The organism is Dactylosporangium sp. NPDC051485, assembly GCF_040682015.1.
Lineage (GTDB): Bacteria > Actinomycetota > Actinomycetes > Mycobacteriales > Micromonosporaceae > Dactylosporangium.
Genome location: NZ_JBFAZW010000063.1, coordinates 1 through 26,757, shown reverse-complemented (window position 1 = coordinate 26,757; position 26,757 = coordinate 1). Strand labels below are relative to the sequence as shown.

At 72.0% G+C, this 26,757-nt stretch carries 20 protein-coding genes; 10 read left to right on the top strand and 10 right to left on the bottom strand.

What is annotated here, in order from left to right:
• The first annotated feature begins 15 nt into the window (after positions 1 to 15).
• The 3 genes from efeO (at position 16) to AB0M46_RS30820 (ending at position 4,292) form a co-directional block, all read left to right on the top strand.
• Positions 16 to 1,161 (top strand): iron uptake system protein EfeO, encoded by a 1,146-nt coding sequence (gene efeO / locus AB0M46_RS30830; protein ID WP_363341660.1) that lies wholly within the window; start codon positions 16 to 18, stop codon positions 1,159 to 1,161.
• A gap of 91 nt (positions 1,162 to 1,252) precedes the next feature.
• Positions 1,253 to 2,509, top strand: coding sequence for an iron uptake transporter deferrochelatase/peroxidase subunit (gene efeB, locus AB0M46_RS30825; protein ID WP_363341658.1), 1,257 nt, complete (start codon positions 1,253 to 1,255; stop codon positions 2,507 to 2,509).
• Positions 2,510 to 2,555: 46 nt separating this feature from the next.
• Positions 2,556 to 4,292, top strand: a complete 1,737-nt coding sequence (locus tag AB0M46_RS30820) for an ABC transporter family substrate-binding protein (RefSeq protein ID WP_363341656.1) — start codon at positions 2,556 to 2,558, stop codon at positions 4,290 to 4,292.
• A 39-nt stretch (positions 4,293 to 4,331) separates the two neighbouring features.
• On the opposite strand, the gene AB0M46_RS30815 is transcribed toward AB0M46_RS30820, so the two are convergent.
• Positions 4,332 to 5,195 carry an RDD family protein gene (locus AB0M46_RS30815; protein ID WP_363341654.1) on the bottom strand — a complete coding sequence of 288 codons (864 nt, stop codon included), beginning with the start codon at positions 5,193 to 5,195 and terminating at the stop codon, positions 4,332 to 4,334.
• Between the two features lie 62 nt (positions 5,196 to 5,257).
• Between AB0M46_RS30815 and AB0M46_RS30810 the strand changes: the two genes are divergently transcribed.
• The gene (locus AB0M46_RS30810; RefSeq protein ID WP_363341652.1) at positions 5,258 to 6,250 is read left to right on the top strand and encodes a stage II sporulation protein M; all 993 of its coding nucleotides are present in this window, start codon (positions 5,258 to 5,260) and stop codon (positions 6,248 to 6,250) included.
• Positions 6,251 to 6,308: 58 nt separating this feature from the next.
• On the opposite strand, the gene AB0M46_RS30805 is transcribed toward AB0M46_RS30810, so the two are convergent.
• From AB0M46_RS30805 to AB0M46_RS30785, 5 genes are read right to left on the bottom strand one after another with little or no spacing between them, the layout of a single operon-like run.
• Positions 6,309 to 7,655 (bottom strand): DUF58 domain-containing protein, encoded by a 1,347-nt coding sequence (locus AB0M46_RS30805; RefSeq protein WP_363341650.1) that lies wholly within the window; start codon positions 7,653 to 7,655, stop codon positions 6,309 to 6,311.
• Positions 7,656 to 7,674: 19 nt separating this feature from the next.
• On the bottom strand, positions 7,675 to 8,649 hold the full coding sequence (locus tag AB0M46_RS30800) for a MoxR family ATPase (RefSeq protein WP_363341726.1): 975 nt from the start codon (positions 8,647 to 8,649) through the stop codon (positions 7,675 to 7,677).
• Positions 8,650 to 8,669: 20 nt separating this feature from the next.
• A complete protein-coding gene (locus AB0M46_RS30795) occupies positions 8,670 to 10,448 on the bottom strand; it encodes a DUF4350 domain-containing protein (RefSeq protein ID WP_363341648.1) in 1,779 nt (592 codons plus the stop codon).
• The gene (locus tag AB0M46_RS30790; protein WP_363341646.1) at positions 10,445 to 11,008 is read right to left on the bottom strand and encodes a DUF4129 domain-containing protein; all 564 of its coding nucleotides are present in this window, start codon (positions 11,006 to 11,008) and stop codon (positions 10,445 to 10,447) included. Before AB0M46_RS30790 ends, AB0M46_RS30795 begins: the two co-directional genes overlap by 4 nt.
• A gap of 58 nt (positions 11,009 to 11,066) precedes the next feature.
• Entirely contained in the window at positions 11,067 to 11,810 is a 744-nt protein-coding gene (locus AB0M46_RS30785; RefSeq protein WP_363341644.1) for a hypothetical protein, read from the bottom strand.
• Positions 11,811 to 12,070: 260 nt separating this feature from the next.
• Here AB0M46_RS30785 and mtrA point away from each other — a divergent pair, with 260 nt between their 5' ends.
• The 5 genes from mtrA (at position 12,071) to raiA (ending at position 19,065) form a co-directional block, all read left to right on the top strand.
• A complete protein-coding gene (gene mtrA / locus AB0M46_RS30780) occupies positions 12,071 to 12,760 on the top strand; it encodes an MtrAB system response regulator MtrA (protein WP_190251405.1) in 690 nt (229 codons plus the stop codon).
• Positions 12,761 to 12,837: 77 nt separating this feature from the next.
• Positions 12,838 to 14,436 carry an MtrAB system histidine kinase MtrB gene (mtrB, locus tag AB0M46_RS30775; RefSeq protein ID WP_363341642.1) on the top strand — a complete coding sequence of 533 codons (1,599 nt, stop codon included), beginning with the start codon at positions 12,838 to 12,840 and terminating at the stop codon, positions 14,434 to 14,436.
• A 68-nt stretch (positions 14,437 to 14,504) separates the two neighbouring features.
• Complete coding sequence (locus AB0M46_RS30770) at positions 14,505 to 16,397, top strand: LpqB family beta-propeller domain-containing protein (RefSeq protein WP_363341640.1); 1,893 nt, start codon at positions 14,505 to 14,507, stop codon at positions 16,395 to 16,397.
• A gap of 338 nt (positions 16,398 to 16,735) precedes the next feature.
• A complete protein-coding gene (locus AB0M46_RS30765) occupies positions 16,736 to 17,542 on the top strand; it encodes a ComF family protein (protein ID WP_363341638.1) in 807 nt (268 codons plus the stop codon).
• 884 nt (positions 17,543 to 18,426) lie between these two features.
• A complete protein-coding gene (gene raiA, locus AB0M46_RS30760) occupies positions 18,427 to 19,065 on the top strand; it encodes a ribosome-associated translation inhibitor RaiA (RefSeq protein ID WP_363341636.1) in 639 nt (212 codons plus the stop codon).
• A gap of 117 nt (positions 19,066 to 19,182) precedes the next feature.
• On the opposite strand, the gene AB0M46_RS30755 is transcribed toward raiA, so the two are convergent.
• The 3 genes from AB0M46_RS30755 to AB0M46_RS30745 all read right to left on the bottom strand — a co-directional run bounded on the left by AB0M46_RS30755 (position 19,183) and on the right by AB0M46_RS30745 (position 22,638).
• On the bottom strand, positions 19,183 to 20,310 hold the full coding sequence (locus tag AB0M46_RS30755) for a glycerophosphodiester phosphodiesterase (protein WP_363341634.1): 1,128 nt from the start codon (positions 20,308 to 20,310) through the stop codon (positions 19,183 to 19,185).
• 41 nt (positions 20,311 to 20,351) lie between these two features.
• Entirely contained in the window at positions 20,352 to 21,404 is a 1,053-nt protein-coding gene (locus AB0M46_RS30750) for a GNAT family N-acetyltransferase (protein WP_363341632.1), read from the bottom strand.
• Between the two features lie 85 nt (positions 21,405 to 21,489).
• The gene (locus AB0M46_RS30745) at positions 21,490 to 22,638 is read right to left on the bottom strand and encodes a GNAT family N-acetyltransferase (RefSeq protein ID WP_363341630.1); all 1,149 of its coding nucleotides are present in this window, start codon (positions 22,636 to 22,638) and stop codon (positions 21,490 to 21,492) included.
• Positions 22,639 to 22,810: 172 nt separating this feature from the next.
• Here AB0M46_RS30745 and secA point away from each other — a divergent pair, with 172 nt between their 5' ends.
• A complete protein-coding gene (gene secA, locus AB0M46_RS30740; protein ID WP_363341628.1) occupies positions 22,811 to 25,729 on the top strand; it encodes a preprotein translocase subunit SecA in 2,919 nt (972 codons plus the stop codon).
• 237 nt (positions 25,730 to 25,966) lie between these two features.
• On the opposite strand, the gene AB0M46_RS30735 is transcribed toward secA, so the two are convergent.
• The gene (locus AB0M46_RS30735; RefSeq protein ID WP_363341626.1) at positions 25,967 to 26,497 is read right to left on the bottom strand and encodes an Rv3235 family protein; all 531 of its coding nucleotides are present in this window, start codon (positions 26,495 to 26,497) and stop codon (positions 25,967 to 25,969) included.
• Positions 26,498 to 26,757 lie beyond the last annotated feature (260 nt).

The window sequence follows — 26,757 nt, the reverse complement described above, 5'->3', positions numbered from 1 at the left end:
TTTCGTAGGAGCACCATGCGCAATACACGCCTGCTCGTCTTCGGCGCGGTCCCGGCTCTCGCGCTGGGCCTGGCCGCCTGCGGCGACGACAAGTCCGGCGACAAGGCCGGCTCGGGGGCCGGCGGCAACGGCAAGATCGCCGTCACCGCGACCGACACCGAGTGCAAGGTGGAGCGCACCGAGACGAACGCGGGTCCGGTCACCTTCGCCGTCAGCAACAAGGGCGGCAAGGTCACCGAGTTCTACATCTTCGCCACCGGCGACCGGATCGTCGGCGAGGTTGAGAACGTGGCGCCGGGCCTGACCCGGGAACTCATCGTCGAGCTGCCGGCCGGCACCTACGAGACCGCCTGCAAGCCGGGCATGGTCGGCAACGGCATCCGCGGCACGTTCAAGGCCACCGGCGAGAGCAAGCCGCTCACCGACGACGCCAAGCTCGCGCAGGCGACGAAGGACTACCAGACGTACGTCAAGAACAACGCCAGCGCCCTGATCGACAAGACCACCGAGTTCGTCAACGCGGTCAAGGCCGGCGACGTGGAGAAGGCCAAGCAGCTCTACCCGATCGCCCGCACCTACTGGGAGCGCATCGAGCCCGTGGCCGAGAGCTTCGGCGACCTCGACCCGGCGATCGACGCCCGCGAGGCCGACCTCGAGGCGGGCCAGGAGTGGACCGGCTTCCACAAGATCGAGAAGGACCTGTGGGTCACCAAGGACATCAGCAAGTCCGGCCCGATCGCCGACAAGCTGCTGGCCGACGTGAAGACCATCGTGGACAAGGCGCAGAACGTCCAGCTGTCCCCGCTGGAGCTCGCCAACGGGGCCAAGGAGCTGCTCGACGAGGTGGCCACCGGCAAGATCACCGGTGAGGAGGACATCTTCTCGCACACCGACCTGTGGGACTTCCAGGCCAACCTGGAGGGCTCCCGGGCCGCGATCGCCGCGCTGCGGCCGGTGATCGAGGAGAAGGACGCCGCCCTGGCCAAGACCCTCGACGAGAAGTTCGCCGCCGCCCAGGCCGAGCTGGACAAGTACCGCAACGGCGACGGCTGGAAGCTGCACAACGAGCTGTCCGAGGCCCAGCTCAAGTCGCTGGCCAACGCGATCAACGCGCTCGCCGAGCCGATCAGCAAGGTCGCGCCGCTCGTCGGCAGCAAGTAAGTCGCCGCCAGGCGCGCCCGGTCCGCCGGGCGCGCGGACGTGGCGTACCGAAGTCGGATCTTTGAAGGGGTTTGACTTGAAGGGGTTTGGCATGGACCGCCGGAAGATGATCGGGCTCGCGGGTGCGGGTGCCGTCGGGGCCGCGGCCGCGGGCGTCGTGGGCTCGCAGCTCTTCGATCGCGCCGAACCCGCCCGGGCGTCCGACCCTGGCGCGGCCGTGCCCTTCTACGGCGCGCACCAGGCCGGGATCGTCACGCCCGCCCAGGACCGGCTGCACTTCGTCGCCTTCGACGTCATCACCGACAAGCGCGACGAGCTGGTCGCGCTGCTGCAGAAATGGACCGCGGCGGCGGCCCGGATGACGGCCGGGAAGGACGCCGGCTCCATCGGCGCGGTCAACGGCGTCGCCGAGGCCGCGCCCGACGACACCGGCGAGGCGCTCGGCCTGCCGCCGTCCGGCCTCACCCTCACCATCGGCTTCGGGCCCTCCCTCTTCCGCACCGCGGAGGGCAAGGACCGCTTCGGCATCGCGAGCAGGCGCCCCGACGCCCTGGCCGACCTGCCGAAGTTCGCCAAGGACGCGCTCAAGCCCGAGATCTCCGGCGGCGACATCTGCGTGCAGGCCTGCGCGCACGACCCGCAAGTGGCCGTGCACGCGGTGCGCAACCTGGCCCGGATCGGCTTCGGCGTGGTCAGCGTGCGCTGGTCGCAGCTGGGCTTCGGGCGCACCTCCTCGACCTCGCGCAACCAGCAGACCGCGCGCAACCTCTTCGGCTTCAAGGACGGCACCGCCAACCTCAAGGCCGAGGACACCGCGCTGCTCGACGAGCACCTCTGGGCGCGGGCCGGCGACGGCGCGGACTGGATGGCTGGCGGCTCCTACATGGTCACCCGCAAGATCCGGATGGTGATCGAGACCTGGGACCGCACCTCGCTGGGCGAGCAGGAGGCGATCATCGGGCGCAACAAGGGCGAGGGCGCGCCGCTGTCCGGCGCCAAGGAGTTCGACGAGCCGGTCTTCTCGACCAACGGGTCCGACGGCCGGCCGCTCATCCCCGCCAACTCCCACGTGCGGCTGGCCCACCCCGAGGTGAACGACGGTGCCCGGCTGCTGCGCCGCGGGTACAACTTCGTCGACGGCTCCGACGGCCTCGGCCGCCTCGACGCCGGGCTGTTCTTCATCGCCTACCAGCGCGACCCCCGCAAGCAGTTCGTGCCGATCCAGACCCGCCTCTCGCGCCAGGACGCGCTCAACGAGTACATCCGCCACGTATCCAGCGGCTTGTTCGCCTGCCCGGCGGGCATCTCCGGCACCGAGGACTCCTGGGGTCGTGCCCTCTTCGCCTAGGCGGGCCCCCTATGGTTGCCGGGTGGCGTTTGTAACTGGAAGGCAGATGCGGGCTTCGATCACCGTCCTCGGGGCGGCCGGGCTGCTGCTCGGCGCGTGCACCGGGGACAACGGGGCCAAGCCGTCGCCCACGGCCACCATCGGGTTCGCCGACTGCCAGAAGAACCCGACCACGTGCAACGGTGGCGACATCAAGCTGGGCGGCGCGTACACGTACGGCCTGGACGAGCCCGTCACCAACTGGAACGTGAACACGAAAGACGGGAACACCCCGGCGACCAGGCAGGCGCTGTCCGGGCTGCTGCCCCAGGTGTTCAAGGTCGACCCGCAGGGCCGCCTGCAGCTCAACGCCGACCTCGTGAGCTCCGCCGACATCACGAACCAGACCCCCGAGACGATCGTCTACAAGATCCGTCCGGACGCGGTCTGGAGCGACGGCGTGCCGATCACCGCCGACGACTTCATCCTCACCTGGAAGCAGAACTCCGGGAACCCCGCGCACTGCACCACCTGCGTCCCGGCCAGCGCCGCCGGCTACGACCTGATCAAGAGCATCGTGGGCTCCGACGGCGGCAAGACGGTCACCATGACCTTCACCGACGGCAAGACCTTCGGCGACTGGAAGGGCGACTTCTCCAACGACGGGCTGTACCCGTCGCACCTGGCCACCAAGCAGGGCTACGACCTGGCCAAGCCCGAAGGCGTGGCCGGCGCCGCCGACTGGTTCGCCCACACCGTGCCGACCTGGTCCGGCGGGCCGTACCAGATCGAGTCGTTCGCGAAGGACCAGACGCTGGTGCTCAAGAAGAACGACAAGTGGTACGGCAGGACGAAGCCCTCGCTGGACCAGATCACCTTCAAGTTCGTGCTGGACCCGGCGGCCGTCCTGCCCGCGCTGCGCAGCAAGGAACTGACCGGCATGGCCCTCGAGCCGAGCCAGGCCCTCGTCACCGGGGTCGCCGGCACGCCGGGGGTGATCTACGAGATCGGCGAGAGCTTCACGTGGGAGCAGCTGACGCTCAACACGAAGAACAAGTACCTCGCCGACCCGGTCCTGCGCCGCGCGCTCTTCACCGCGGTGAACGTCAAGACGATCATCGATAAGACGTACGGCGCCTACAACAAGGACCTCAAGCCGCTGGGCAGCCACAACCTCATGCCCGGCGACGCCGGCTACAAGGACGTGGTCACCGGCACCGGCCAGGGCTCTGGCGACGCCGGCAAGGCCAAGAAGCTCCTCACCGACGCCGGCTACAAGATCGAGAATGGCCACCTGGTGACCAAGGCCGGCGAGGTCGTGCCGGCCCTCCGGCTGCGCTACGACAAGGGCAACACGGTGCGGGCCGCGATCGCCGAGCAGGTCGCCGCCGGGCTCAAGGAGATCGGCCTGGACGCCCGGGCCGAGACGAGCGAGGGCCTGGGCCAGACCCTCACGGCCGCCGACTTCGACCTGGTGCTGTTCGACTGGGTGAACGGGCCGCTCTTCCAGGCGGCACCGGAGCGGCGCTGGGCGACCGGCGCCCCGGGCAACTACGGCGGGTACTCCAACGCGGAGCTGGATCGGCTGGTCCACCAGGCCGCCATCGACATCGACCCCAAGCACGCCGCCGATCTGCTCAACCAGGCCGACGACCTGCTGACCAAGGACGCCTATGTCCTCCCGCTGATGCGGCGGCCCACGTTGACGTTCACCTATCAGGAGTACGCCAACATCCGCGACAACCCGTCGGTGTGGGGTCCGACGTACAACATCCAGGAGTGGGGCCGGCGGCAAGGCTCCTAACAGGTTTCTCGCCCAGGCCGCCCCTCCCCACGCCGCGGGTCAGCCGCGGCGGCTCAGCGTTGCGGTCAGGCCCGGCCAGACGCTCGCCGAGGCCGCGCGGGCCCTCGCCAGGCGGTGACTGGCCCGGCGGTGCCGCTCGGCCAGCACCGCGGCCAGGTACGCCCAGCCCGGGACGCCCGGCGGGGGCGGCGGGGTGGTGCAGGCGGCCACCTCGCGGGCCAGCGCCTGGCCCAGCGCCGTGCGGGCCGGCTCGGTGATCTGCCGGTTGCGGGCCAGGAAGTGCCGCACGGCCAGCGCCAGGCTGTCGTCCAGCCCGGTCAGGTCGAGCAGCGCGGCCCAGCCGGCCAGCGGCGGCGGCATGGCCGGCACCCACCCCCAGGCTGCGGGCGTGCGCTCGTGGATCACGATCGTGCCGGCCACCAGGTCGCCGATCCGCTTGCCGCTCGGGTTGAGCATGAGCACGCCCAGGCCGACCGCCCAGGACGCCACCGGGAACAGCAGGCCCGGCCACTCGACCGCCAGGCCCACCAGCGCGCGGGTCAGCGCCTGGCGGAAGCGGATCGGGCCGCCGTCGTCGCGCACCACGCGCAGGCCCATCGCGAGCTTGCCCGGAGTACGGCCGCGCAGCAGCGTCTCCCAGAACACCGGGTAGCCGATCAGCACGATCACCGTGTCGATGACGATGAACGCCTGGCCCAGGCCCAGGTCGAACAGGCCGGCCTGGGCGACCAGGTAGACGGCCAGCGCGGTGGCGAAGATCAGCGCGACCAGCAGGACGGCCTGGCACAGCAGGTCCAGCGCCAGGGCCAGCACCCGCGACCCGGCCCGGGCGACCCGCACCTCGAGCTCGACGGCCTCGCCGCTGATCACGCGCTCGCCGGGCACGGCCGCCGTGTCGTTCATGGCAGACAGTGTGCATCAGCGGGGCACCCCCGGGCGTGCCCGCTCCGTCTACGCTGCCATGCGTGGACCTGGACGCGTACGTCGCCGAGCACGGCGCCGAGTGGCGGCGGCTCGACGAGCTGTCCCGGCGCCGCAAGCTCTCCGCGGCCGAGGCCGACGAGCTCGTGGCCCTCTACCAGCGCGCGGCCACGCACCTGTCGCTGATCCGCAGCCGCTCGCCCGACCCGATCCTGGTCGCGCGGCTGTCCCGCCTCGTGCTGGCCGGTCGCAACGCGCTCACCGGCTCGCCGGCGTTCTCCATGGCCGGGGTCGGCCGCTTCTTCACCCACACGTTCCCGCTGGCCGTCTACCGGGCCTGGCCGTGGTGGTGCGGCGTCGCGACGGCGTTCACGGCGCTGACGTTCGGCCTGATGGCGTACGTCGTGTCGGACCCACAGGTCGCGGGGTACTTCATCAGCGACGCCGACATCGGCAAGCTGGTCAACCAGGACTTCGCCGGCTACTACAGCGAGTACCTGCCGCAGAACTCGTTCCTGCGCGTGTGGACCCACAACGCCCTGATCACCGGCGTGTGCCTGGCCTCCGGCGTGGCCTTCCTCCCGGTCCTCTACGTCCTCTTCGAGAACGCCCTCAACGTCGGCCTCATCGGCGGCGTGATGATCGCCTACGGCCGCTCCGACGTGTTCTTCGGCCTGATCATCCCGCACGGCCTGCTCGAGCTCACCGCCGTGTACATCGGGGCCGGCGTAGGCCTGCGCATTGGCTGGGCCTGGGTCGCCCCCGGCCCGCTGCGCACCCGCGGCCGGGCCCTCGCCGAGACGGCGCTGGAGGGCATGCTGGTCGCCCTCGGGCTCGTGGCGGTGCTGCTGGTCAGCGGGGTGCTGGAGGGGTTCCTGACGCCGTCCCCGCTGCCCTACCTCGTCAAGGACTTCATCGGCTTCCTGGTGTGGGCCGCCTTCCTGGCGTACGTCTTCGTGCTCGGCCGCCGCGCCCAGCAGGAGGGCCACACCACCACCGCCCCCGGCGAGGTCCCGGACGCCCTCCCGACCGCTTGACCCCCGCACGCGCTCACAGCCGCCCAGTGTGCTCCAGCGCGCAGTGACCCGCGCGGGTTCACAGCCGCCCGGTGTGCTTCAACGCCAAGTAGTGGTCGGTCAGGCGGGACGCCAACTCGTCGGCCGGGGCGTCGACCACCTCCACGCCGTGGTGGCGCAGCGCGGCGGCAACCCGGTCGCGCTCGCTCAGGGCCCGCTGGGCGGCCGCCGCGGCGTACACATCCGCCGCCACCGCCCCCGCACCCACCTGCGCCATCCGGGCCAGCTCGGGGTCGTGCGCGGCCGCCACGATCACCTTGTGCCGGGCGGCCAGCTGCGGCAGCACCGGCAGGAGGCCCTCCCCGAGCGCCCCCGGCTCGAGCGCCGTGAACAGCACCACCAGCGCCCGCTTGCGCTCCCGCCGCAGCACCTCCCCGGCGACCAGCCCGAAGTCGGTCTCGACCAGCGCCGGCTCCAGCGGCGCCATCGCCGTGACCAGCCGGAACAGCAGCGTCTTCTTGTCCACGTCGGTCACCGAGGCGCGCACCGCCGTGTCGACGGCGAGCAGGTCCACCCGGTCGTCCGCCCGGGCCGCCACCGAGGCCAGCAGGAGCGCGGCGTCCATGGCGGCGTCGAGGCGCGGCTCGTCGCCGATGCGGGCGGCCGACGTGCGCCCCGTGTCGAGCACACACACCAGCCGCCGGTCGCGCTCGGGCCGCCAGGTCCGCACCACGACGTCGGAGCGCCGCGCGCTACCGCGCCAGTCGATGGAGCGCACGTCGTCGCCGAGCACGTACTCCCGCAGCGTGTCGAACTCCGTGCCCTGCCCCCGCCCGCGGGTCACCACCGAGCCGTCCAGCACCCGCAGCCGAGCCAGCTTCTCGGGCAGCAGGCGGCGGGAGTTGAACCTGGGGTACACCCGAAGCCGCCACTTCGGCGTCAGGCGGTCCGCCACCGCCCGGCTCGTCTGCCGATACGTCAGCCGGAACGGCCCGAACGACCGCACCATGACCCGCACCGCCGCCCGGTCCCCGCGCCGCGTCGGGGTGAGCGTGGTCGTGATCGCGACCGCCCGCCCCGGCTCGATCCGCACGTCCTGCATCGCCGGTGTGCCCCCGGCCGAGGGCACCCAGGAGTCGCGCACCCGCCCGGTGAGCACCCGGTCGGAGCGGTTCTGCAGCAGCAGCGTGACCTGCCCGGTCTCGCCCAGCCACACCGACTGGTCCCCGGTGCGACTCATCTTCAGCCGCTTCGGCGACGCCGCGGCCGCGTAGTCCACGGCGCACGCGGCGGCCACCAGCAGCAGGATCACCCCGGCCGCGATCCACAGCGCGGCGGGCGACACCCGGTCGCCGAGCACGAGGCCGGCCACCGCCAGCAGCACCGCCCCGGCCCCGACCAGCCCCGCCGCCCGTGTGGTGATCATCGCGGTCCCCGGTTGCCGGTCATCGCGGCGTCGGGACGGTGGCCAGCACCGAGTCCAGCACGGCGTCGGTCGTGACGCCCTCCAGCTCCGCCTCGGCCCGCAGCCGCACTCGGTGCCGCAGCGCCGGCCGGGCCAGCGCCTTGACGTCGTCGGGCGTGACGTACTCCCGCCCGGTCAGCCAGGCCCATGCCTTCGAGGCCCCCAGCAGCGCCGTGGCGCCGCGCGGAGACGCCCCCAGCTCCAGCGACGGCGAGACCCGGGTCGCCCGGCAGAGGTCCACGATGTAGGCGAGCACGCCGTCGGCGACCGCGACCCGCTGTACCGCCGCCCGCCCCGCCGCCAGGTCGGCCGCCGAGGCCACCGCCTGCACCCCCGCCTCGCGCAGCCGCCGGGGGTCGAATCCCTGATGGTGCGCCCGCAGCACGCCGAGCTCCTCGTCCCGGGTCGGCAGCGGCACGGTCAGCTTCAGCAGGAACCGGTCGAGCTGGGCCTCCGGCAGCGGATACGTCCCCTCGTACTCGATCGGGTTCTGCGTCGCCGCCACCAGGAACGGATCCGGTAGCGCCCGCCCCCGCCCCTCGACCGAGACCTGCCGCTCCTCCATGACCTCCAGCAACGAGGCCTGCGTCTTCGGCGGCGTCCGGTTGATCTCGTCCGCGATCAGCAGGTTCGTGAACACCGGCCCCTCCCGGAACTCGAACTCCGCGCTGCGGTTGTCGAAGATCAGCGACCCGGTGACATCGCCGGGCATGAGGTCGGGCGTGAACTGCACCCGCTTCGAGTCAAGGTCGAGAGCCGCCGCGATGGTGCGGATGAGCAGCGTCTTGGCCACGCCCGGCACCCCTTCGAGCAGCACGTGCCCGCGCGCCAGCAGCGCGATGACCATCCCGCTGACGACGGCGTCCTGCCCGACGACCACCTTGGCCACCTCGGCCCGGAGCCGCCCGAGCGCGGCCCGCGCCACCTGGGCGCCCTCGTCCGGCACCCCATGCATCGTCGGCGTGGCGGTTTCGGTCACCGTGACTCTCCTTCGGTTACGGCCTGATCGTTACTGGCTGTGCTGTTCGCCCCCGGTAGCCCGGCGCCGGGGCTGGCCGCCTGCTGGGTGGCGACGGCGCTGACCAATCCCTCGCCGGGGGCGGCCGCCTGCTCGGTGGCGATGGCGCTGACCAGCTGGTCGAGGGTCGCGGCGGCCGCGACCAGATCCGCGTCGTTGGCCGGGGCCGGGCCGAAGAGCGTGTGCCCGACGGCCGCCGCCGGCCAGCCGCTGCGCGCCGCGACCGTCTCGACCAGCGCCGTACGGTCCCCGTCCGGATCGAGCCGCAACAGCCGGGCCATCCGGCCCAGCGCCGCCTCGCGCAGGATCTGTATCGCCTCGGGCCGGGCCCGCGCCCGCTGGTACAGCCGCCCCCGTCCGGTCGCGGTCTCGCTGGAGCGCACCACCACCGGCAGCGGCTCGACCACCGGCGCCCCGAGCCGGCGCGCCCCGGCCACGGTGAGCAGCACCACGCCGACGAGGAGAAGGGCCGTCGTGGGGTACACCCACTTCGGAAACGCGACCCAGAGCGGGTTCGGCGGCGAGCCGCCATCGTTGTCCTGGCCCGCCGGGATCGACGCGCCGCCGACGGGCGGCCGCGGGATCGGCGTGCGGCGTTCGCGCGGGAAGTCCCGCTCGTCCGGGTCGCTCGGCTGGACCGGCCGCAGCGACGCCGGCGCGACCGGTGCCCCGTTGAGCGCGGGGTCGTCGATCACGATCGGCGGCGGCTCCCGGTGGTGCAGGTCGAGCCAGATGAGCCGCGGCGCGCCGGTCAGCAGCCCGGTGGCCAGCCGCGCGTTCCCGCGTTCGCCGATCCGGTCGTTGCGGAACGGATCCGCCGCCCCGACGACCGTGACGGTGGTGGACTCGCGCTGGTACACCACCAGCGACCCGCCGTAGCAGCGCTGCGTCTCGCGGCCCAGCGTGGGGTCGACCTCGCCGTACGAGGACCGCCCCACCGCGGCCGCCCCGGCCTGCGCCGCCGGCCCGTACCCGCACCCGGGCTCGGGCGCCTTCGCCGTGTAGTTGCGATGCAGCGCCTCGAACGGCAACCGCCCGTCGATCACGGCCGCCGCGTCCGGCTCGACGATCACGACCCGCGTCGAGGCCGGCAGCACCTTCAACATCCGCAGGTACAGCGGGTGCACCAACTGCGGCGTCGTGATCAACAGTGTGGCGTTGCCGTTGTACGCGGCGACGAGCGCATCGGAGGTCGAGTGCTCCGGGATGATCGTGACCCCGGCCTCGCGCACCCGCCCCGCCAGCTCGGCCGCCCCGATGTCCGCCCGGCTGCCCGGCGACAGGTAGTCGGCGTCGCTGAGCCCGGGCTGCCCGACCTGGTACACCACGATCCCGAGCAAAATCAGCACGATCGCGGCCACGACCGGCACGACGAGCCGCAGCCACCGCCGGCTCCGGGGGCCGCGTGCCTTGCCCGCCCCGGTGCCCACCGCCCGGCCCGTCGCCCGCCGCGCCGGCTCGGTCGCGGCCCTGATCGTCGGCCCGGCGGACACCCCGTCGCCCGGCCCGTCCGTCCCCGGCCCGTCGGTACCCGCTCCAGCGGTGGCTGCTTTGGCGGTGCTCGGTCCGACGATGCCCGCTTCAGTGGTGGCTGCTCCGGTGGTGGCTGCTTCGGCGGGTGCGGTGAGGCGTGGTCCAGCGCCGCCCGGCTCGGCGGTTTCCGCTCCGGCGGGTGTGGCGGTCTCCGGCCCGGTCGCGGTCGCGCTGGTCAGCGGCTCGTTCGTCGGTTCGGTCATCGCCCGACCTCCGTGGCGAGCGCCTTCATGCGGTCGTCGTGCTCGGCGGTGGCGGGGCGTTGCCCGTACCAAATATCCGAGAAAATGCCGGTAGCGGCCCGTATGGGCGTCTCGATCTCCGGCTTCGCCACCCCGGCCGCCCGGGCCAGCTCGGTGACGGTCATGCCCGGCCGGTGCTCCAGCACATCGCGCTCGACCAGCCCACGCACGATCGCCCGGAGCCGCTCCCGGACCGCCTCCGCGTACCGCCCCTCCGCCGCCATCCGGTCGGCCAGCGACGCGAACACGTGGGCCGGCAGCTCCGGGACCTCCGGATCGTCGGCCTCGCTGTCGGGCTCCTCCTCGGCGTCCGGGCCGAGGTCGACGTCGAGTTGCTCGTCGTTCTCGTCCCCGCGCTGCCGGCCGAACCGCAGCCGGGGGAACCGCTTCGGAATCCAGCGGGGGTAGAAGTAGTGCAGCAGGCCGAACACGATCGCGACGCCGACCAGGATGACGCCGGCCAGCTCAACGCCGACCGTCTCGTCGATCCACTGCAGCACGCCCTCCCACCACCTGGTCATCGCGCCGCCGCCGTCCCGCTCGCGGCGGGCCGTCGCGCAGTGCCGAGGTGCTGTCTGCTCATCGGACGGCCGCCCCGAGGATGACCGAACTCGCCAGGTCGACCGGGCGGCCCAGGCGCCGCAGCCGGCCGATGGCCACGTCGAGCCCCTCGACCCGCATCCGTACCTCCAGGTACAGCACCGCGTCGATGCACGCGAGCGACGCATAGGCCACGGCGTCGACCACCGCCCAGATCGCGATCATGGCGAGCGTGTAGGCGGCCTGCCCGTGGTCGAGCCAGAGCTCCAGCGCATACGAGCCGCCGAGGCCGAGGACGATCCGAATGAGGGCCCAGCTGAAGTACCCCCCGAGGCGGATCCCGGCGCCGCGCAGGTTGCGCCCGGCCAGCCGGAACGAGCGGCCGACCGCCGCGAACGGGCCAGTCCGGTCCACCACCAGCGCCGGCGAGGCGAGGCCGAGCAGCCCGAACACCAGCGGCCACGGGAGCATCAGGACCAGCGAGGTGACGAGGATCAGCGCGGCGGTCACGAGGGCGACGACGAGCAGCGGCAGGGCGCGGCGCAGCACCTGGCGGAGCAGGTCGCGGGGGCGGGCCGCGACGCCGAGCAGGCCGGGGCCGGCGGCCGCCCCGGCCAGGCCGCCGAGCAGTGTGAGGATCATGCCCTCGGTGCTCATGCCGAAGCAGAAGGCCAGCCAGGACTCGCCCGCCTTCGACGGGTGGGGCGCGAACCAGGGCAGGTTCATGTCGGCCCAGCCGCGCAGGGGATAGAGGAGCGCCTGCTCGCCGACGGCCAGCACCAACGCGGCCCCGGAGCAGCAGCGGGGCCTGCGTGCGCAGCAGGGAGACGGCGGCGTCGAGCAGCTCCCCGAAGGTCAGGGGGCGCATCGGAATCACGGCGCGGGTCTCCACGCGGGACACCGTAGTCGGCTCGGGCGACTTCGGGGGGTCACCGCCGCGGACCGTCACGCAGTGTCGTTGAACGAACACGACAGGGCGCGAAATATCCAAGATCCGCGGTCGGGTTCCCACTGAGGGGGAGGGAGGTGAAATATTGGACCGCATGAGAGCCCGTGTCCTGGTGGTCGATGACGACCCCGCCCTCGCCGAGATGCTCGGCATCGTCCTGCGCAGCGAGGGGTTCCTTCCTTCCTTCGTTGCCGACGGTGAGCGCGCTCTCGCTGCTTTCCGGGACACCCGCCCCGACATCGTCCTGCTCGACCTGATGCTGCCCGGCATGAGCGGGATAGACGTGTGCCGGTCCATCCGGGCCGAGTCGGGCGTCCCCATCGTGATGCTCACCGCCAAGAGCGACACCGTCGACGTGGTCCTGGGTCTGGAGTCGGGGGCCGACGACTATGTCATGAAGCCCTTCAAGCCCAAGGAGCTCGTCGCCCGCATGCGGGCCCGGCTGCGCCGGGGCGAGGACGTGGCCCCGGAGTTGCTGACCATAGGGCCACCCGGCAACCAGATCACCATCGACGTGCCGGCGCACACCGTCATGCGCGACGGCGACGAGGTCAAGCTGACCCCGCTCGAGTTCGACCTGCTGGTCGCGCTCGCCCGCAAGCCGCGCCAGGTGTTCACCCGCGAGGTGCTGCTGGAGCAGGTGTGGGGCTATCGCCATGCGGCCGACACCCGCCTGGTCAACGTCCACGTGCAGCGTCTGCGCGCCAAGATCGAGCCCGACCCCGAGAAGCCCGAGATCATCCTCACGGTGCGCGGCGTCGGCTACAAGGCTGGGACCGGTTAGGCCGAGCCATGGTGCGTATCGACCCGCTCATCCTCCGGGCCCGCCGCCTGCGGCTCCGGAGGATTGTTCCGCAGGCCGTGAGCCGGCGCGTGCGCCGGCTCTGGGCGGTGCTGCGGCGGCAGTGGCGCCGTTCGCTGCAGTTCCGGGTCGTGGGCATCACGCTGTCGCTGTCCGCCGCGCTGGTGCTGGCCTTCAGCTACACGGTTGCCTCGCTGATCAGCAACGGCGTGCTGCAGAACCGGATCGACCAGACCACGGTCAACGTCGGCGCCGGCGCCGCCTACGCGACGCAGGAGCTGACCGGCTTCACCCAGCTCGACGACCCCAGCCTGCCCACGGCCGCGAACAAGATCGCGGTCACGCTGCAGGCCAAGCTCAGCAACGTGGCCGCCGAGGTCGTCATGCTCAGGCGCGCCGGGAACCTGAATGTCTCCTGGCCGAAGCTGAAGAACGCCGACATCATGGACAGCCCGCAGGTGAACCGGATGCGCTCGCTCGTCACCGGGCTCAAGCCGGGCACCTATCAGCAGATAGCGACGCTGGACATCGGTGATGGGCCGAAGAAGTACCTCGTGATGGGCACCCCGGTCGCTCTCGGCAGCGAGCCGCTGGAGCTGTACTACATCGTCCCTCTGCAGGCCGAGGACGAACTCATCCAGTTCACCGGCGTCGTGGTCACCGGCACCGGCATCGCGCTCGTCGCGCTGCTGGCCCTGATCGCGGCCATGATGACCCGCCTGGTGGTGACGCCGGTGCGGGTGGCGGCGCGCACCGCCCAGCGGCTGTCCGCCGGCCTGCTCGACCAGCGCATGGTGGTGCGCGGGGAGGACGATCTGGCGCGGCTCGCCGCCGCGTTCAACCAGATGGCCGCCAACCTGCAGCGCCAGATCGTGCGGCTGGAGGAGATGTCCCGCCTGCAGCGGCGCTTCACCTCCGACGTCTCGCACGAACTGCGCACCCCGCTGACCACCGTGCGGATGGCCGCCGACCTGCTGTTCTCCTCCCGTGACGAGTTCGAGCCGGCCGCTGCGCGCAGCGCCGAGCTGCTGCAGGCCGAGCTCGACCGGTTCGAGGGGCTGCTGACCGACCTGCTGGAGATCAGCCGGTTCGACGCCGGGTTCGCCGCGCTCGACGCCGAGCCGACCGACCTGGTTCCGATAGTGCGCCGCGTCACCGGCCAGCTCGAGTCGCTGGCCGAGCGATGCAAGGTCGAGCTCAAGGTCGTCGTGCCCGACGAGGAGGTCATCGCCGAGGTTGACCCGCGCCGGGTCGAACGGGTGCTGCGTAACCTGGTCGGCAACGCCGTCGAGCACGGCGAGGCCAAGCCGGTGGTCGTCACGCTCGCCGCGGACGGCTCGGCGGTCGCCGTCACGGTTCGCGACCACGGCGTGGGCCTCAAGCCAGGGGAGGAGAAACTGGTGTTCAACCGGTTCTGGCGCGCCGACCCGTCGCGCGCCCGGCAGACTGGGGGCACCGGACTCGGCCTGTCGATCAGCCTGGAGGACGCCCGCCTGCACGGCGGCTGGCTGGAGGCGTGGGGCGCGCCGGGCAAGGGTGCGCAGTTCCGGCTGACGCTCCCGGCCCGCAACGGCGACCGGCTGGTGTCCTCGCCGCTGCGGCTGGTTCCGGACGATGCCCGCGCCGACGAGGCCGCCCTGATCGGCGAGACGCCATGACGCAAGCTCGGCGGTCGCCGTTTCCTGGCGGTTGGTCCGGCCGGCGCCGGTTGATCGGGCCGGGCGCCATGGCGGGGCTCGCCGCGGTGCTCGCGCTCGCGGGTTGCGGGCTGCCGTCGCGCACGGAGCCGAAGTACTCCGGGCCTGCCCACAGCGCGGCGCCACCGGCGCCGGGCAACAACAGGCCACCGGTGCCGACCCCGGCGTCGAGCGCGATCGATCTGGTCCAGCAGTTCCTGCGGGCGTCCGTCCAGGGCAACATCGACAGCGACGACGACTCGTCACAGAACCGGGAGACCCGGGACAGGCTAAGAATGTTCATGACGCCGGCGGCGGCCCAGTCCTGGACGGCGCCGGCCGACGGGCTCGTCATCGTCCGCGACATGCATCTCGAGCAGACGCAGGTGGTCAACGGGGCGTATGTGGTCGAGGCCAAGATCACGCCCATCGGGACGCTGAACGGGCGGGGAGAGTTCGACGCCCAGCAGAAGCCGGACCCGTTCACCGCGCGGTTCGTGGTCGAGTCCACCGTCAGCGGCGATTTCCGCCTCAGGGAGGCGCCCTCCGAGCTGCTCATGACCGAGTCCGGGTTCAAGGACTGGTACGAGTGGCAGCCCATCTACTTCTGGGAGGCCAACGGATCGTCGGCGAAGCTGGTGCCGGACATGCGGTACATGCCGACGACCTTCTCGGCCGTCAAGCAGGTCATCGAAGTGATGCGCTGGCTCAAGCTGGGGGCCGGCCCGTGGCTCGGGGGCGTCGTGAAGGGGCTGCCGGACAACGTCGAGAGCAAGGACAGCCCGGTCGTCGACAGCGCTAGCCAGACCGTGAAGGTCAACCTCAGCGGTAAGGCGGCCGGGGTCGATGACCTTAGCCGGAGCCGGCTGGCGAGGCAGATCCGCTGGTCGCTGCGGGAGCACCCGCGCGTCCAGCTGACGATCGAGGGCCAGACCGTCCCGGCTGACTCCGAGGCGGGCTTCACCGACGACAATGTCGCCTACACGCAGGCCACGACGCCGCTCTCGGCGGACAAGCCGGAGAAGTTCTGCGTGGTGAACGGCTCGGCGCGGGCCGTCGTCATACCGCAGGCGGGCGAGACGCCGCTGTTCGCGCCCGGCGGCGCCAACGCGCAGGTGGTGTCCGCGGCGATCAACCGGCAGCTCAACCGGGCGGCGCTCGTGCGGCAGGTGTCGAAGACGGAGCAGTCGCTCGTCGTCGGGGAGATCGGTTCGGTCGCCGGCCCGCCGGTGTACCGCGAGACGAACCTCCAGCGGGTGGCGCACCTGAGCCGGCCGGTGTGGATCAACTACCCGTCGCAGCGGCTGCTGGTCTCCGACGGCGAGCAGCTGTGGGCCGGGACCGACGTCAACTCGACGACCCTGGAGAAGGTCTTCCAGGGCGGCGTGGCGACGCCCCAGGCGATCACCGCCTTCGCGGTCGCGCCCGAGGGCCACCGGATCGCGCTCATCGCCGGCGGCAACCTCATGGTCGCCTCCCTGCAGTTGACCAACGACAATAAGCTGAGCATGGGGCCGCTGCGGCCGATCACCACGACGCTGGGTGACACCCAGGGCGTGGCCTGGCTGACCGAGACGACGCTGGTGGTCGGTGGCAAGCCGAGCGCGCCCCAGCCGAACTCCTTCAAAGGCACGCCGGTGCCGCCGTACTCGGTCGTTGGCATCACGCTGGACGGCGCAGACGAGACGCCGCTTCCGCTCGGCGACAACCGGCAGGCGTCGCAGCAGGAGATCAACGCGGTGGTGGCCCGGCTCGGCAACCCGCTGTCCACGCTCACCCAGTCGTGGCGGAACATGCCGATCTCGGTGATGGTCGAGGTCAACCACGTCGCCCGTGAGGTCTTCCGGGACACCATCGACCCGCTGAACGTCGTCGGCCCGGACCCGGGCCAGTCCCCGAGCGCCGGGCCCGCCACCCCCACCTCGCCCTTCTATCCGGACTGAACGTGCCGCCCGCCGCCCGCCCGTCCGAGCCGGGCCCGTCCGAGCCCCGGCTGCCTGCCGCGCGCTCGCCCGAGTCGCGTTCGTCGGCCGTGCGTCCACCCGGGCCGCGGCTGCCTGCCGCGGGTTCGCCAGGTTCGCGCCTGCCTGGCGCGGATCGGGCGGGTTCGCGCCTGCCTGGCGCGGATCGGGCGGGTTCGCGCCTGCCTGGCGCGGGTTCGCCGGGGTCACGGCTGCCTGCCGCGCGCTTGCCCGAGTCGCGTTCGTCCGCCGTGCGTCCGTCCGGGTCCCATCCGCAAGCCGCGCGCCTGCGGGCTGTGCGGCGGCCTGGGGCGCGGCCGATGACGTTGGGGGTTGCCGCTGGGCGGGTGCGACGGGTCGGTGCGGGGTTGCTGGACGGGCTGCTCGACCTGGTGTTGCCGGCGACGTGTGCGGGGTGTGATGAGCCGGCGGCTCGGGTGCTGTGCGAGCGATGTCAGGCGGCGTTCGCGGGGGTGCGGCCGGAGCGTACGCGGCCCGACCCGGAGCCGGACGGGATGCCGCCGACGTTCGCGCTGGCGGCGTACGCGGGGGCGTTGGGGCGGGCGATCGTGCAGTACAAGGAGGAGAACCGGCACGAGTTGACCGGGGCGCTCGGGGGCATGCTCGCCCGGGTCGTCCCGCGGGCGCTGGCCGGGCATGCCGGGCCGGTGGTACTGGTCGCGGTGCCGGCGACGGCGGCCGCGGTGCGCAAGCGGCACGGCGACCACATGCTCCGGCTCGCCCGGGCGGCGGCGCGGGTGCTTCGGCGGCAGGCGGTCGCGGAGGTTGCGATCGCGCGGCCGTTGCGGGCGCTGCCCAAGGGCGGGGACTCGGCCGAGCTCTCGGCGGCGCAGCGGGCGGTGGCCGCGCGGCAGGCGTTCGTGGTGCATCGGGGGCGGGCGGCGGACCTGGGGGAGCGGGTACGGCGGGCCGGGGCCGCGGTCGTGCTGGTCGACGACATCGTCACCACCGGCGCCACGCTGGCGGCGGCGAGTGAGCGTTTGGCCTCGGCGGGCATCCCGGTGGACCGGGCCGTCGTGCTGGCCGCCACCCAGCGCCACGAAGGACCGGGGTCGCGCCCTCGCAGCACCCGAGCGGCCTCGCGGCGCGGCGGTGCCCGGAGCTGACGGGTGCGACGGTGCCTGGCTCGGGCCGCGGTGGTGCCTGGCGCTGACGGGCGTGACGGTGCCCGGCCCGGAGCCGCAGTGGTGCCTGTGCTGGGGTGCGGCGGTGCCCGACTCCGGGGCGCGGCAGTGCCTGGCGCTGACGGGGGCGACGGTGCCCGGCCAGGAGCCGCGGTGGTGCCTGCGCTGGGGGCGCGACGGCGGCCCGACCCTGGGGCGGTGGGGCCAGGCGCTGGGAGGCGAGACGGGCCCCCGGAAGCCCGTGACGATGCCCAGCCTTGAGCCGTGGCGATGGGCGGCTCTGAGAGGGCACGACGCCCCCGATCGCCCGAGGGTGGTGGGGCTTTCCTGGCCCCTGCCCTGAGCGGCCGGGATGACCCCCTGGGGGGCCTCGACGGTGGCCGGCGCTGAGGGCGTGACGGTGCCGGCCGTGAGGAAGGTCGGCGGCCCGGGGCGTTTGAGCCGAGGGTGGGTGGGCACCGTACAAACTTCCAGACGATCTCAAACGTGGTATCCCCCCAACGGGGGAGGACGTTACGGACCGTCAGGGGTACAACACGAGATATACCCCGATTTGTACGGATAGTTACGTCAAACGTAGCGTTGGGTAGTCCCTCGGGAGGGTTTCGCGCATGGGAACTGAAGTTCTTCTGAACCAGGGGTGACTAGCGGCTGTCCTCGGTTTAACGTCGAGGGACGACCACTACTCGCCCCCGGTGCCCGTGGTACGGACCCGAGGCGAGACGGCCGCGAAGGGAGGACCTGACACCCATCGTTTCGGTCGTGTGTCGCGTGGGCTCAGCCACTGGGGAGGCGCGTTCCGGCCGAGTCTCGAATACCGAAACCCGAACCCGTTTCCTTGGAAGAACCCGTGGGGGAGGTCAGGAGTGGACATCGTCGTCAAGGGCCGCAACGTCGAGGTGCCCGACCATTACCGGCAGCATGTCGCCGACAAGCTGCAGAAGGTCGAGCGATACGACCACAAGCTCATCCGCGTCGACGTCGAGCTGTTTCACGAGCGCAATCCGCGCCAATCCGATCACTGTCAGCGAGTCGAGATCACGTGTTACTCGCGGGGTCCGGTGATCCGTGCGGAGGCCTGCGCCGCCGACTTCTACAGCGCCTTGGACGTTGCGATCGGCAAGCTGGACAGCCGGCTCAGCCGGGCTGCCGATCGCAGACGGGTCCACCGGGGCCGGCACGCGCCGGTCTCAGTGGCCGCGGCTACCGCGTCACTCGCGTTCACGCCGCCCGAGGACCTTGGCGCCTCGGCGCTCGCCACGGCGCCAAGAAGCGCGACCGTCGGTGAGGGATTCGACCTCATCGAGGAAGCCGATAACCAGCCCTGGCACATCGTGCGCGAGAAGGAGCACCCCGGCGAGCCGATGACGGTGGACGACGCCCTGTTCCACATGGAACTGCTCGGCCACGATTTTTATCTGTTCAACGACAAGGAGTCCGGGCGCCCGAGCGTGGTCTACCGGCGCCGGGCCTACGACTACGGCGTGATGAGCCTGGGCGCGTAAAACAGGAAAGCACGTAAAGCATGTGCAGCAAGAGCGTGGGTGGGCCCGGTGCCAGGGCCCACCCACAGCACATCAACCGGGCCGGAACAGCGCAGCGAACAACGACAACGCGACGAATCAGGACGCGAGGTACAGCTCGCGGGCCAGCACCGCCGTGTCCGCGTAGTCGGCGAAGAGGCCGTCGAGGCCCGCCGCGAGGAAGACCCCGACCTCCCGCAGGACGTTGCCCCACGCGTTGGGGTCGGCGCCGACGCGCAGGTCGAGCGGCAGGAACTGGTTCTCGTTGCGGAACGTCCAGGCGTGCACCTTCAGCCCGCGGGCGTGCGCGTCGGCGATGAGCGCCGTCGGCTGCAGCAGGTTGCCGGCCGCGTCGCGGGCGACGACGAGGTTCTTGGTGGCGCCGACGCCGTCCGTGAACGCCTTGAGGTAGTCCAGGCCGGCCGGGGTGGCGAGGTCGGCCCAGGTGCGCGGGTCGCCGCTGGTCTTGAAGTCGAAGGGCTGGCCGACCTGGTCCAGCAGCACGACGGACGGGGTGTCGACCAGGCCGCGCAGCTTCTTGATGCTGCTCGGCTCGAACGACTGCAGGAACACCGGCGCGGTGCGCCCGGCCAGGCCGTTGCGCTTGAGCACCCGGGCGACCAGCGGCTCGAGCTCCAGGCCGATGCCGCGGAAGTAGGTGGGGTGCTTGGTCTCCGGGTACACCCCGATGGTGCGACCGACCTTGCGGCCCAGCTCCCGGGCCAGGTCGATGACCTCCTGGAACGTCGGGACCTGGAACAGCCCGTTGTAGATCGTGTTGTGCGGGCGCACCGCGGGGAGGCGCTCGACCGCGCGGAGCGTCTTGAGCTCGGCCAGCGTGAAGTCCTCGGTGAACCAGCCGGTGATGGAGAAGCCGTCGATGGTCTTGGTGGTCTTGCGCGAGGCGAACTGCGGTTTGGTCGAGACGTCGGTGGTGGCGCCGATCTCGTTCTCGTGGCGCGCGACGAGCTGGCCGTCCTTGGTCGGCACCAGATCGGGCTCGATGAAGTCGGCGCCGAGCTCGACCGCCAGGGTGTAGGAGGCCAGCGTGTGCTCGGGCCGGTGGCCGCTTGCCCCGCGGTGGCCGATGACCAGCGGGTGGGCCCGGCGGTGGCCGTTGCGGTCGGAGTCGTGTGCGGCGGCGGCCGCGGGGCTGACGAGGGCGGCGGGCAGAACGGCGGTGCCAGCGGCCACGCCCATACCGGAGATCACTGCACGACGGCGCATGGGCCATACGCTCGTTGGCCCAGTGCAACGTCACGTGACGCTCAGGTGGCCGACGGGCGCACCTTGGCGAACGCGATGTTGTCGATCCGCGAGCCGTCGGGACCGGGCAGCCGGCGCAGCTGGAGCGCCTCGCGGGCGTAGCCGGCCGCCTCCAGCACGCGCTGCGAGGCGACGTTGTCCACCGCGGTGCCGGCGATCATCCGGGCCATGCCGATCTCGAAGCCCCAGTCGGTGACCAGCTGGGCCGCGCGGGCCGCGTACCCGTGGCCGCGGGCCGTCGGGGCCAGGCTGTACCCGATCATGGCCTCGTGCAGCGCCGGCTCGGCGTAGTACACCGCGATCTCGCCGAGATAGGCGCCGTCCGGGACCCGCCGGATGGTCATCTCGGCCCGCTGGCCGGCCAGCCATTTGGACTGCGACTCGGCGCATTGGCGCGCGACGCCGGCGGGGCTCGGCGGCGTCGCCACGACGGATCGGCCGCTCACCTCCGGCAGGATCCGCAATTGGTACGTCACGTCGGCATCCTCGGCCCGCACCGGCCGGAGGGCCACGACGCCGTCGGTGAGCTCGCCGCCGGGAAGATCCGGCAGCGCCCGGGGGCTCGGCCCGGGCGGATCGCCGGCGAGCCGCGCCCAGACCACCAGGTCGTCGCGGGTGCCGTCGCGCAGCCGCGCCGCCCCGCGAGCGATGCCCTCGCGGGCGAACCCCGCCGCGATCGCCACCCGCTGGCTGGCCGTGTTGGTGGGCGCTGTGCGGAGGTACAGCCGCTGGAACTCGGTCTCGAACAGCTCGGCGCTGAGCAGCTCCAGCGCCGTGGTGGCCGTCCGCCGCCCGCGCGCGGCGGGGCGCACCCAGTAGCCGACCTCGGCGTTGCCGTCGCGGCCCGGCGTCCAGCCGACGACGCCGAGCAACTCGTCCGTGCCGCCGTCGGCGATCGCCCGGTCGTTGCCGTTGAGGACGATGAACTCGAGCGCGTCGGTGCGGGTGTACGGCTGCGGCAGGAACGTGAGGTACCGCTGGGTCAGGAAGTCGCTGCAGCCGTCCACGACGGCGTCGGCGTCGCCCTCGCGCAGCGGGCGGAGAACCACGCTCACGCCGTCACCTCCGCTGCGCTCCGGCGCCGGCCTGAGCCAACCCTGTGCCGATTGTTCGCGGCCCCTCCGCAACGCTGCGGACCGCTCATGTCAGGTCCTCCGGCAGCAGGGTCGCCGCCCAGCCGTCCAGCCGCCGGCCGCGCTGCAGGCAGCTCTCGCGCTGCACGCCCTCCACCACGAACCCCACCTTCTCCGCCACCCGGCGGGACGCGTCGTTGCCGACGTGGGCGCGCCACACGATACGGCCCAGCGCCAGGCGCTCGAAGCCGAACGCGCACACCGCGCGCACCGCCTCGGTGGTGTAGCCCTTGCCGCGGGCCCAGGGGGCGGCGGAGTACCCGACCTCGCCGGTGACCGGGTCGAGCGGGTTGATCCGCACGTCGGCCGTGCCGGCGAAGCGGTCGTCGCCGTCGGCGAACGCGAAGCCGGCGCCCGTGCCGCGCCGCCACATGGCTGGGTAGCCGACCCGGATGAAGTCCAGGCCCTGGACCGGCCGGTAGTCCAGCGGGATCGAGGTCCACTGCACCGTCTCGGGGTCGCGGAAGGTGGCCACCACGTCGTCGAGGTCGCTCTCGCGCAGCGCCCGCAGCGTGCACGGGCCGGCCGGCAGGCGGGCCGGCGGGTGGCTGAACGCGTAGGCCCGCCGCGCGCCTGGGCCGCCGGGGGCGACCCAGGCCGGTGGGGTGTCGCAGACCTCGCCGGGGAGCAGCACGCCGTACCAGCAGTCGACGAAGCCGCCGTCCCGGCCGGGCAGCCCGGCCCGCAGCACGCCGTCGAACGTGAATCCGATGCGCTCGGCGCTCAGCTTCGAGGCGTGGTTGCCGACCGCGGCCCGCCAGACGAGCCGGCGCAGCCCGAGCACCTCGAACGCCCAGTGCGCGACCGCCCGGCCGGCCCGCTCGGCGACCCGCCGGCCCCGCGCCCGCGGCGCCACCCAGGTGCCCAGCTCCGCGCTGCGGTTGGGCAGGTCGAGGACGACCAGCCCGGCCGAGGCGAGCAGTTCACCCGAGCGGGCGTCGAAGACCCCCAGCGGGGCCGCAGTCTCGGCCGCCCACGCCGCCCGGGTCATCGGCCCGGTGTAGTCCTCGGCGTGTTCGCGCAGGTAGGGGGCGGGTACCATGCTCCAGCGCTGGATGAGCGGGTCCTGGCACGCGCGGAACACGTCCTCGGCGTCGTCGGGCTGCCACGCACGCAGGACGAGCCCGTCGCCGGTGGCGAGTTCGATCGGCTCCATGAACGCCGATCCTGCCGCATGGGTCCCCGTCTGGAGACGGATATTTCTGCGGTACGTCGGGAGAATTGCCCGGATTTGGTACCCAATGTCCGTAGAGTAGGCGGGCGGGGGCGACGGTTTGCTCGAAACGCCGCCTACGATGGGTCGCAGACGTTTGAGGGAGCGCTGACCCGTGTCGATTTTCGAGAAGATCCTCCGCGCCGGCGAGGGCCGCATGGTGCGCAAGTTGAAGGCCGTCGCCGACGCCGTCAACTCGCTGGAGGACGAGTATGCCGACCTGACCGACGAAGAGCTCGCCGGCATGACCGAACAGTTCAAGGAGCGGCTCGCCGACGGTCAGACGCTGGACGACATCCTGCCCGAGGCCTTCGCGGTCGCCCGCGAGGCGGCTTCGCGGGTGCTCGGCCAGCGGCACTACGACGTGCAGATCATGGGCGGCGCGGCCCTGCACTACGGCAACATCGCCGAGATGAAGACCGGTGAGGGCAAGACCCTCACCTGCGTGCTCCCGGCGTACCTCAACGCGCTGGCCGGCAATGGCGTGCACGTCATCACCACCAACGACTACCTCGCGCGCCGCGACGCCGAGTGGATGGGCCGGGTCCACCGCTTCCTGGGCCTGACCGTCGGCGTGGTCGGCCCCAACGAGCCCTCCGCCGCGCACCGGGCCGCCTACCAGTGCGACATCACCTACGGCACCAACAACGAGTTCGGCTTCGACTACCTGCGCGACAACATGGCCTGGTCGAAGGACGAGCTCGTGCAGCGCGGCCACAACTTCGCGATCGTCGACGAGGTCGACTCGATCCTGATCGACGAGGCCCGCACCCCGCTGATCATCGCCGGCCCGGCCGAGCAGTCCGCCCGGTGGTATCAGGAGTTCGCCCGCGTGGTGAACCGCCTGAAGCGGGGCAAGGAGGGCGAGGCCGACTACGACGTCGACGAGTCCAAGCGCACGATCTCCGTCACCGAGCGCGGCGTGGCCAAGGTCGAGGACCAGCTGGGCATCGACAACCTGTACGAGTCGGTGAACACGCCCCTGGTGGGGTACCTCAACAACGCGATCAAGGCCAAGGAGCTCTACAAGCTCGACAAGGACTACGTCGTCAACGACGGCGAGGTCCTCATCGTCGACGAGTTCACCGGCCGCATCCTGCACGGCCGGCGCTACAACGAGGGCATGCACCAGGCCATCGAGGCCAAAGAGGGCGTCGAGATCAAGCAGGAGAACCAGACCCTCGCCTCGATCACGCTGCAGAACTTCTTCCGCCTCTACGCCAAGCTCTCCGGCATGACCGGCACGGCGCAGACCGAGGCGGCGGAGTTCAACAAGGTGTACAACGTGGGCGTGGTCTCCATCCCGACGCACCGCTCCATGATCCGCGTCGACCACCCCGACGTCATCTACAAGACCGAGAAGGCGAAGTACAACGCCGTCGTCGACGACATCGTCGAGCGCCACGCCCTCGGCCAGCCGATCCTCGTCGGCACCGTCTCGGTCGAGAAGTCGGAGCTGCTGTCGCAGCTGCTGCGCCGCCGCGGCGTCGCGCACGCCGTGCTCAACGCGAAGTTCCACGCCAAGGAGGCGGAGATCGTCGCGCAGGCCGGCCGCAAGGGCGCGGTGACGGTCGCCACCAACATGGCCGGCCGCGGCACCGACATCCTGCTCGGCGGCAACGCCGAGTTCCTGGCCAGCGCCGAGCTGCGCCAGCGCGGGATCACCGAGGAGGAGGACCCGGAGGGCTACGAGAAGGCCCTCGCGGACCTCCTGCCCAAGTTCGAGAAGCTGGCCGACGACGAGTCCGAGGAGGTCACCGAGGCCGGCGGCCTCTACGTCCTCGGCACCGAGCGGCACGAGTCGCGCCGCATCGACAACCAGCTGCGCGGCCGCTCCGGCCGGCAGGGCGACCCGGGCGAGTCCCGCTTCTACCTGTCGCTGCAGGACGAGCTCATGCGCCGCTTCCGGGCCAGCGCGGTCGAGGCCGTGATGGACCGCTTCAACATCCCCGAGGACGTGCCGATCGAGTCGAAGATGGTCACGCGCCAGATCAAGAGCGCGCAGACCCAGATCGAGGCGCAGAACGCGGAGATCCGCAAGAACGTCCTCAAGTACGACGAGGTGCTCAACAAGCAGCGCAAGGTCATCTACGCCGAGCGCAAGCGCGTGCTGGACGGCGAGGACCTCAGCGACCAGGTCCGCAACATGATCGACGACGTGGTGGGGGCCTACGTGGTCGGCGCCACCTCGCTCGGCGAGACCTCCGAGGACTGGGACCTCGAGCAGCTGTGGACCAACCTCAAGCAGCTCTACCCGGTCGGCGTCACGATCGAGGACCTCGAGGAGGAGGCCGGCGGCCAGCTGGACCCGGAGTTCCTGCGGACGCAGCTCATCGAGGACGCCCACGCCGCCTACGACCGCCGCGAGGAGGAGCTCGGCTCCGAGCCCGTCCGCGAGCTGGAGCGCCAGGTGCTGCTCAACGTCATCGACCGCAAGTGGCGCGAGCACCTGTACGAGATGGACTACCTGCAGGAGGGCATCACCCTGCGGGCCTACGCGCAGCGCGACCCGGTCGTGGAGTACCAGCGCGAGGGCTTCGACATGTTCCAGCAGATGCAGGAGGGCATCAAGGAGGAGGCGGTCGGCTTCCTGTTCAACCTTGAGGTCCAGGTCGAAGAGGTCCAGGTCGAGGAGCCGGTGGCCGCGCTGGCGGACGACGAGATCGACGGCGACGTCCCCTCGGTGCCGCTGCCCGAGCCGCAGGTCGAGATCCGCGCGAAGGGTCTGGGTGCCAACCGGGCGCCGCGGGCGCTGCAGTACTCGGCCCCGACCATCGACGGCGCGGCCGGCGAGTCCGGCGTGGTGATCGAGCAGGAGCAGGCTCCCGCCCTCGGGCTGGGCGCCAACGGCTCGGCCGCCGGTCAGCGGCCTTCCCCGAGCGGGCGGCGGTCGGGCCCGCCGGCGCCGAACTCGGGAGCCCGCAAGCCCTCGCCGGGCCAGGCCGTGGGCGGCAACGGGCCGTCGCGCAACGCGCCCTGCCCCTGCGGTTCGGGCAAGAAGTACAAGCGCTGCCACGGCGCCCCCGACGCCTGAGCCCTGACCGTTTTTTCGCTGGCCCGGGTCCGTTGGACCCGGGCCAGCGGCGTCTGCGGCGGCACGCGGGCGGCGGCGACGTGATCCCGTCGTTCGGCGGCTGGAGCGGCAACAAGCGTTGCGCCCCGTTCTCGTTTTCGCTGGCCGGGGCCGGATCTGGGCCGGGCCCGGCACCAGGCGTCCGTGCCGTGCGGCCTGCCCTGGGCTAGCGGCGTTTGCGGCGGAAGCGTTTGGCGCTCAGACGACCTGGACCAGCGTGCACACCCAGCCGAACGCGCCGAAGCCCGGGCGGTCGGAGCGCTCGAAGCGGATCGCCATCGCCCAGGCCGTCTCGCCCTGCTCCAGCACGACGACGGCCTCGGCCACGCCGGCGAGCGGCTCGGACAGCAGCATGCGCCGGGCCCGCACCAGGCGCCCGTGCCGTGCGGCCTGCCCCGGCGACATCCGGATGCGCACGGTACGCCGCATGATCTGGTCGCTCACGTCCGTGAACCGCTGCGGGTGCGTCATCGGCCGCAGCTGGCTCGGGGGCCGGTAGCCGTTGAGGATCTCCACGCACAGGCTCGCGAACCGCTGGGCCGCCATGTGCGCGGTCGAGCGGGCCAGCGGCAGCGGCGCGGGCCGCGGTGGACGGCGGGGCGGCGGCACGGCCAGCGCGGGCGGCGGCCCGCCCTTCGGCCACTCGAAGGGAAGCGGGTCGTCGGGGGTGGACGAGGGCCAGGGCGGATCGAGGGCGGGCGGCACGCGGAGGACCACCGCATCGGTCACCGTCGTCAACGTTGGCCCCCGAATCCTTATGTTTGCCTTCGTTTGCCTCGCATATCGGTTGTACCAGCGGCATATTGCGGCCAGAAGCCTCGCGCCCGGTTCGCTCCGATACGTCGTTTGTGCGGGGCACCCAGCCGGAAAACCGCCCTTACGGACATTCCCCCCGTCCCCGGTTTCAAGGGGTCGTTGCAACACCTGACTTGATCAGGGGTTGCCGTGTTCGAGATCCGGGTTGATCGTCGCCCGCAGGGGTGTAAACC

Bases quoted from the DNA above. Each gene is read 5' to 3' on its own strand.
- AB0M46_RS30745 (WP_363341630.1), bottom strand. From the start codon at position 22,638: ATGGAGCCGATCGAACTCGCCACCGGCGACGGGCTCGTCCTGCGTGCG.
- AB0M46_RS30765 (WP_363341638.1), top strand. From the start codon at position 16,736: ATGACGTTGGGGGTTGCCGCTGGGCGGGTGCGACGGGTCGGTGCGGGG.
- AB0M46_RS30770 (WP_363341640.1), top strand. From the start codon at position 14,505: ATGGCGGGGCTCGCCGCGGTGCTCGCGCTCGCGGGTTGCGGGCTGCCG.
- efeO (WP_363341660.1), top strand. From the start codon at position 16: ATGCGCAATACACGCCTGCTCGTCTTCGGCGCGGTCCCGGCTCTCGCG.
- AB0M46_RS30805 (WP_363341650.1), bottom strand. From the start codon at position 7,655: ATGATCACCACACGGGCGGCGGGGCTGGTCGGGGCCGGGGCGGTGCTG.
- AB0M46_RS30795 (WP_363341648.1), bottom strand. From the start codon at position 10,448: ATGACCGAACCGACGAACGAGCCGCTGACCAGCGCGACCGCGACCGGG.
- AB0M46_RS30820 (WP_363341656.1), top strand. From the start codon at position 2,556: ATGCGGGCTTCGATCACCGTCCTCGGGGCGGCCGGGCTGCTGCTCGGC.
- efeB (WP_363341658.1), top strand. From the start codon at position 1,253: ATGGACCGCCGGAAGATGATCGGGCTCGCGGGTGCGGGTGCCGTCGGG.
- mtrA (WP_190251405.1), top strand. From the start codon at position 12,071: ATGAGAGCCCGTGTCCTGGTGGTCGATGACGACCCCGCCCTCGCCGAG.
- AB0M46_RS30800 (WP_363341726.1), bottom strand. From the start codon at position 8,649: ATGCATGGGGTGCCGGACGAGGGCGCCCAGGTGGCGCGGGCCGCGCTC.
- AB0M46_RS30755 (WP_363341634.1), bottom strand. From the start codon at position 20,310: ATGCGCCGTCGTGCAGTGATCTCCGGTATGGGCGTGGCCGCTGGCACC.
- AB0M46_RS30815 (WP_363341654.1), bottom strand. From the start codon at position 5,195: ATGAACGACACGGCGGCCGTGCCCGGCGAGCGCGTGATCAGCGGCGAG.
- AB0M46_RS30790 (WP_363341646.1), bottom strand. From the start codon at position 11,008: ATGACCAGGTGGTGGGAGGGCGTGCTGCAGTGGATCGACGAGACGGTC.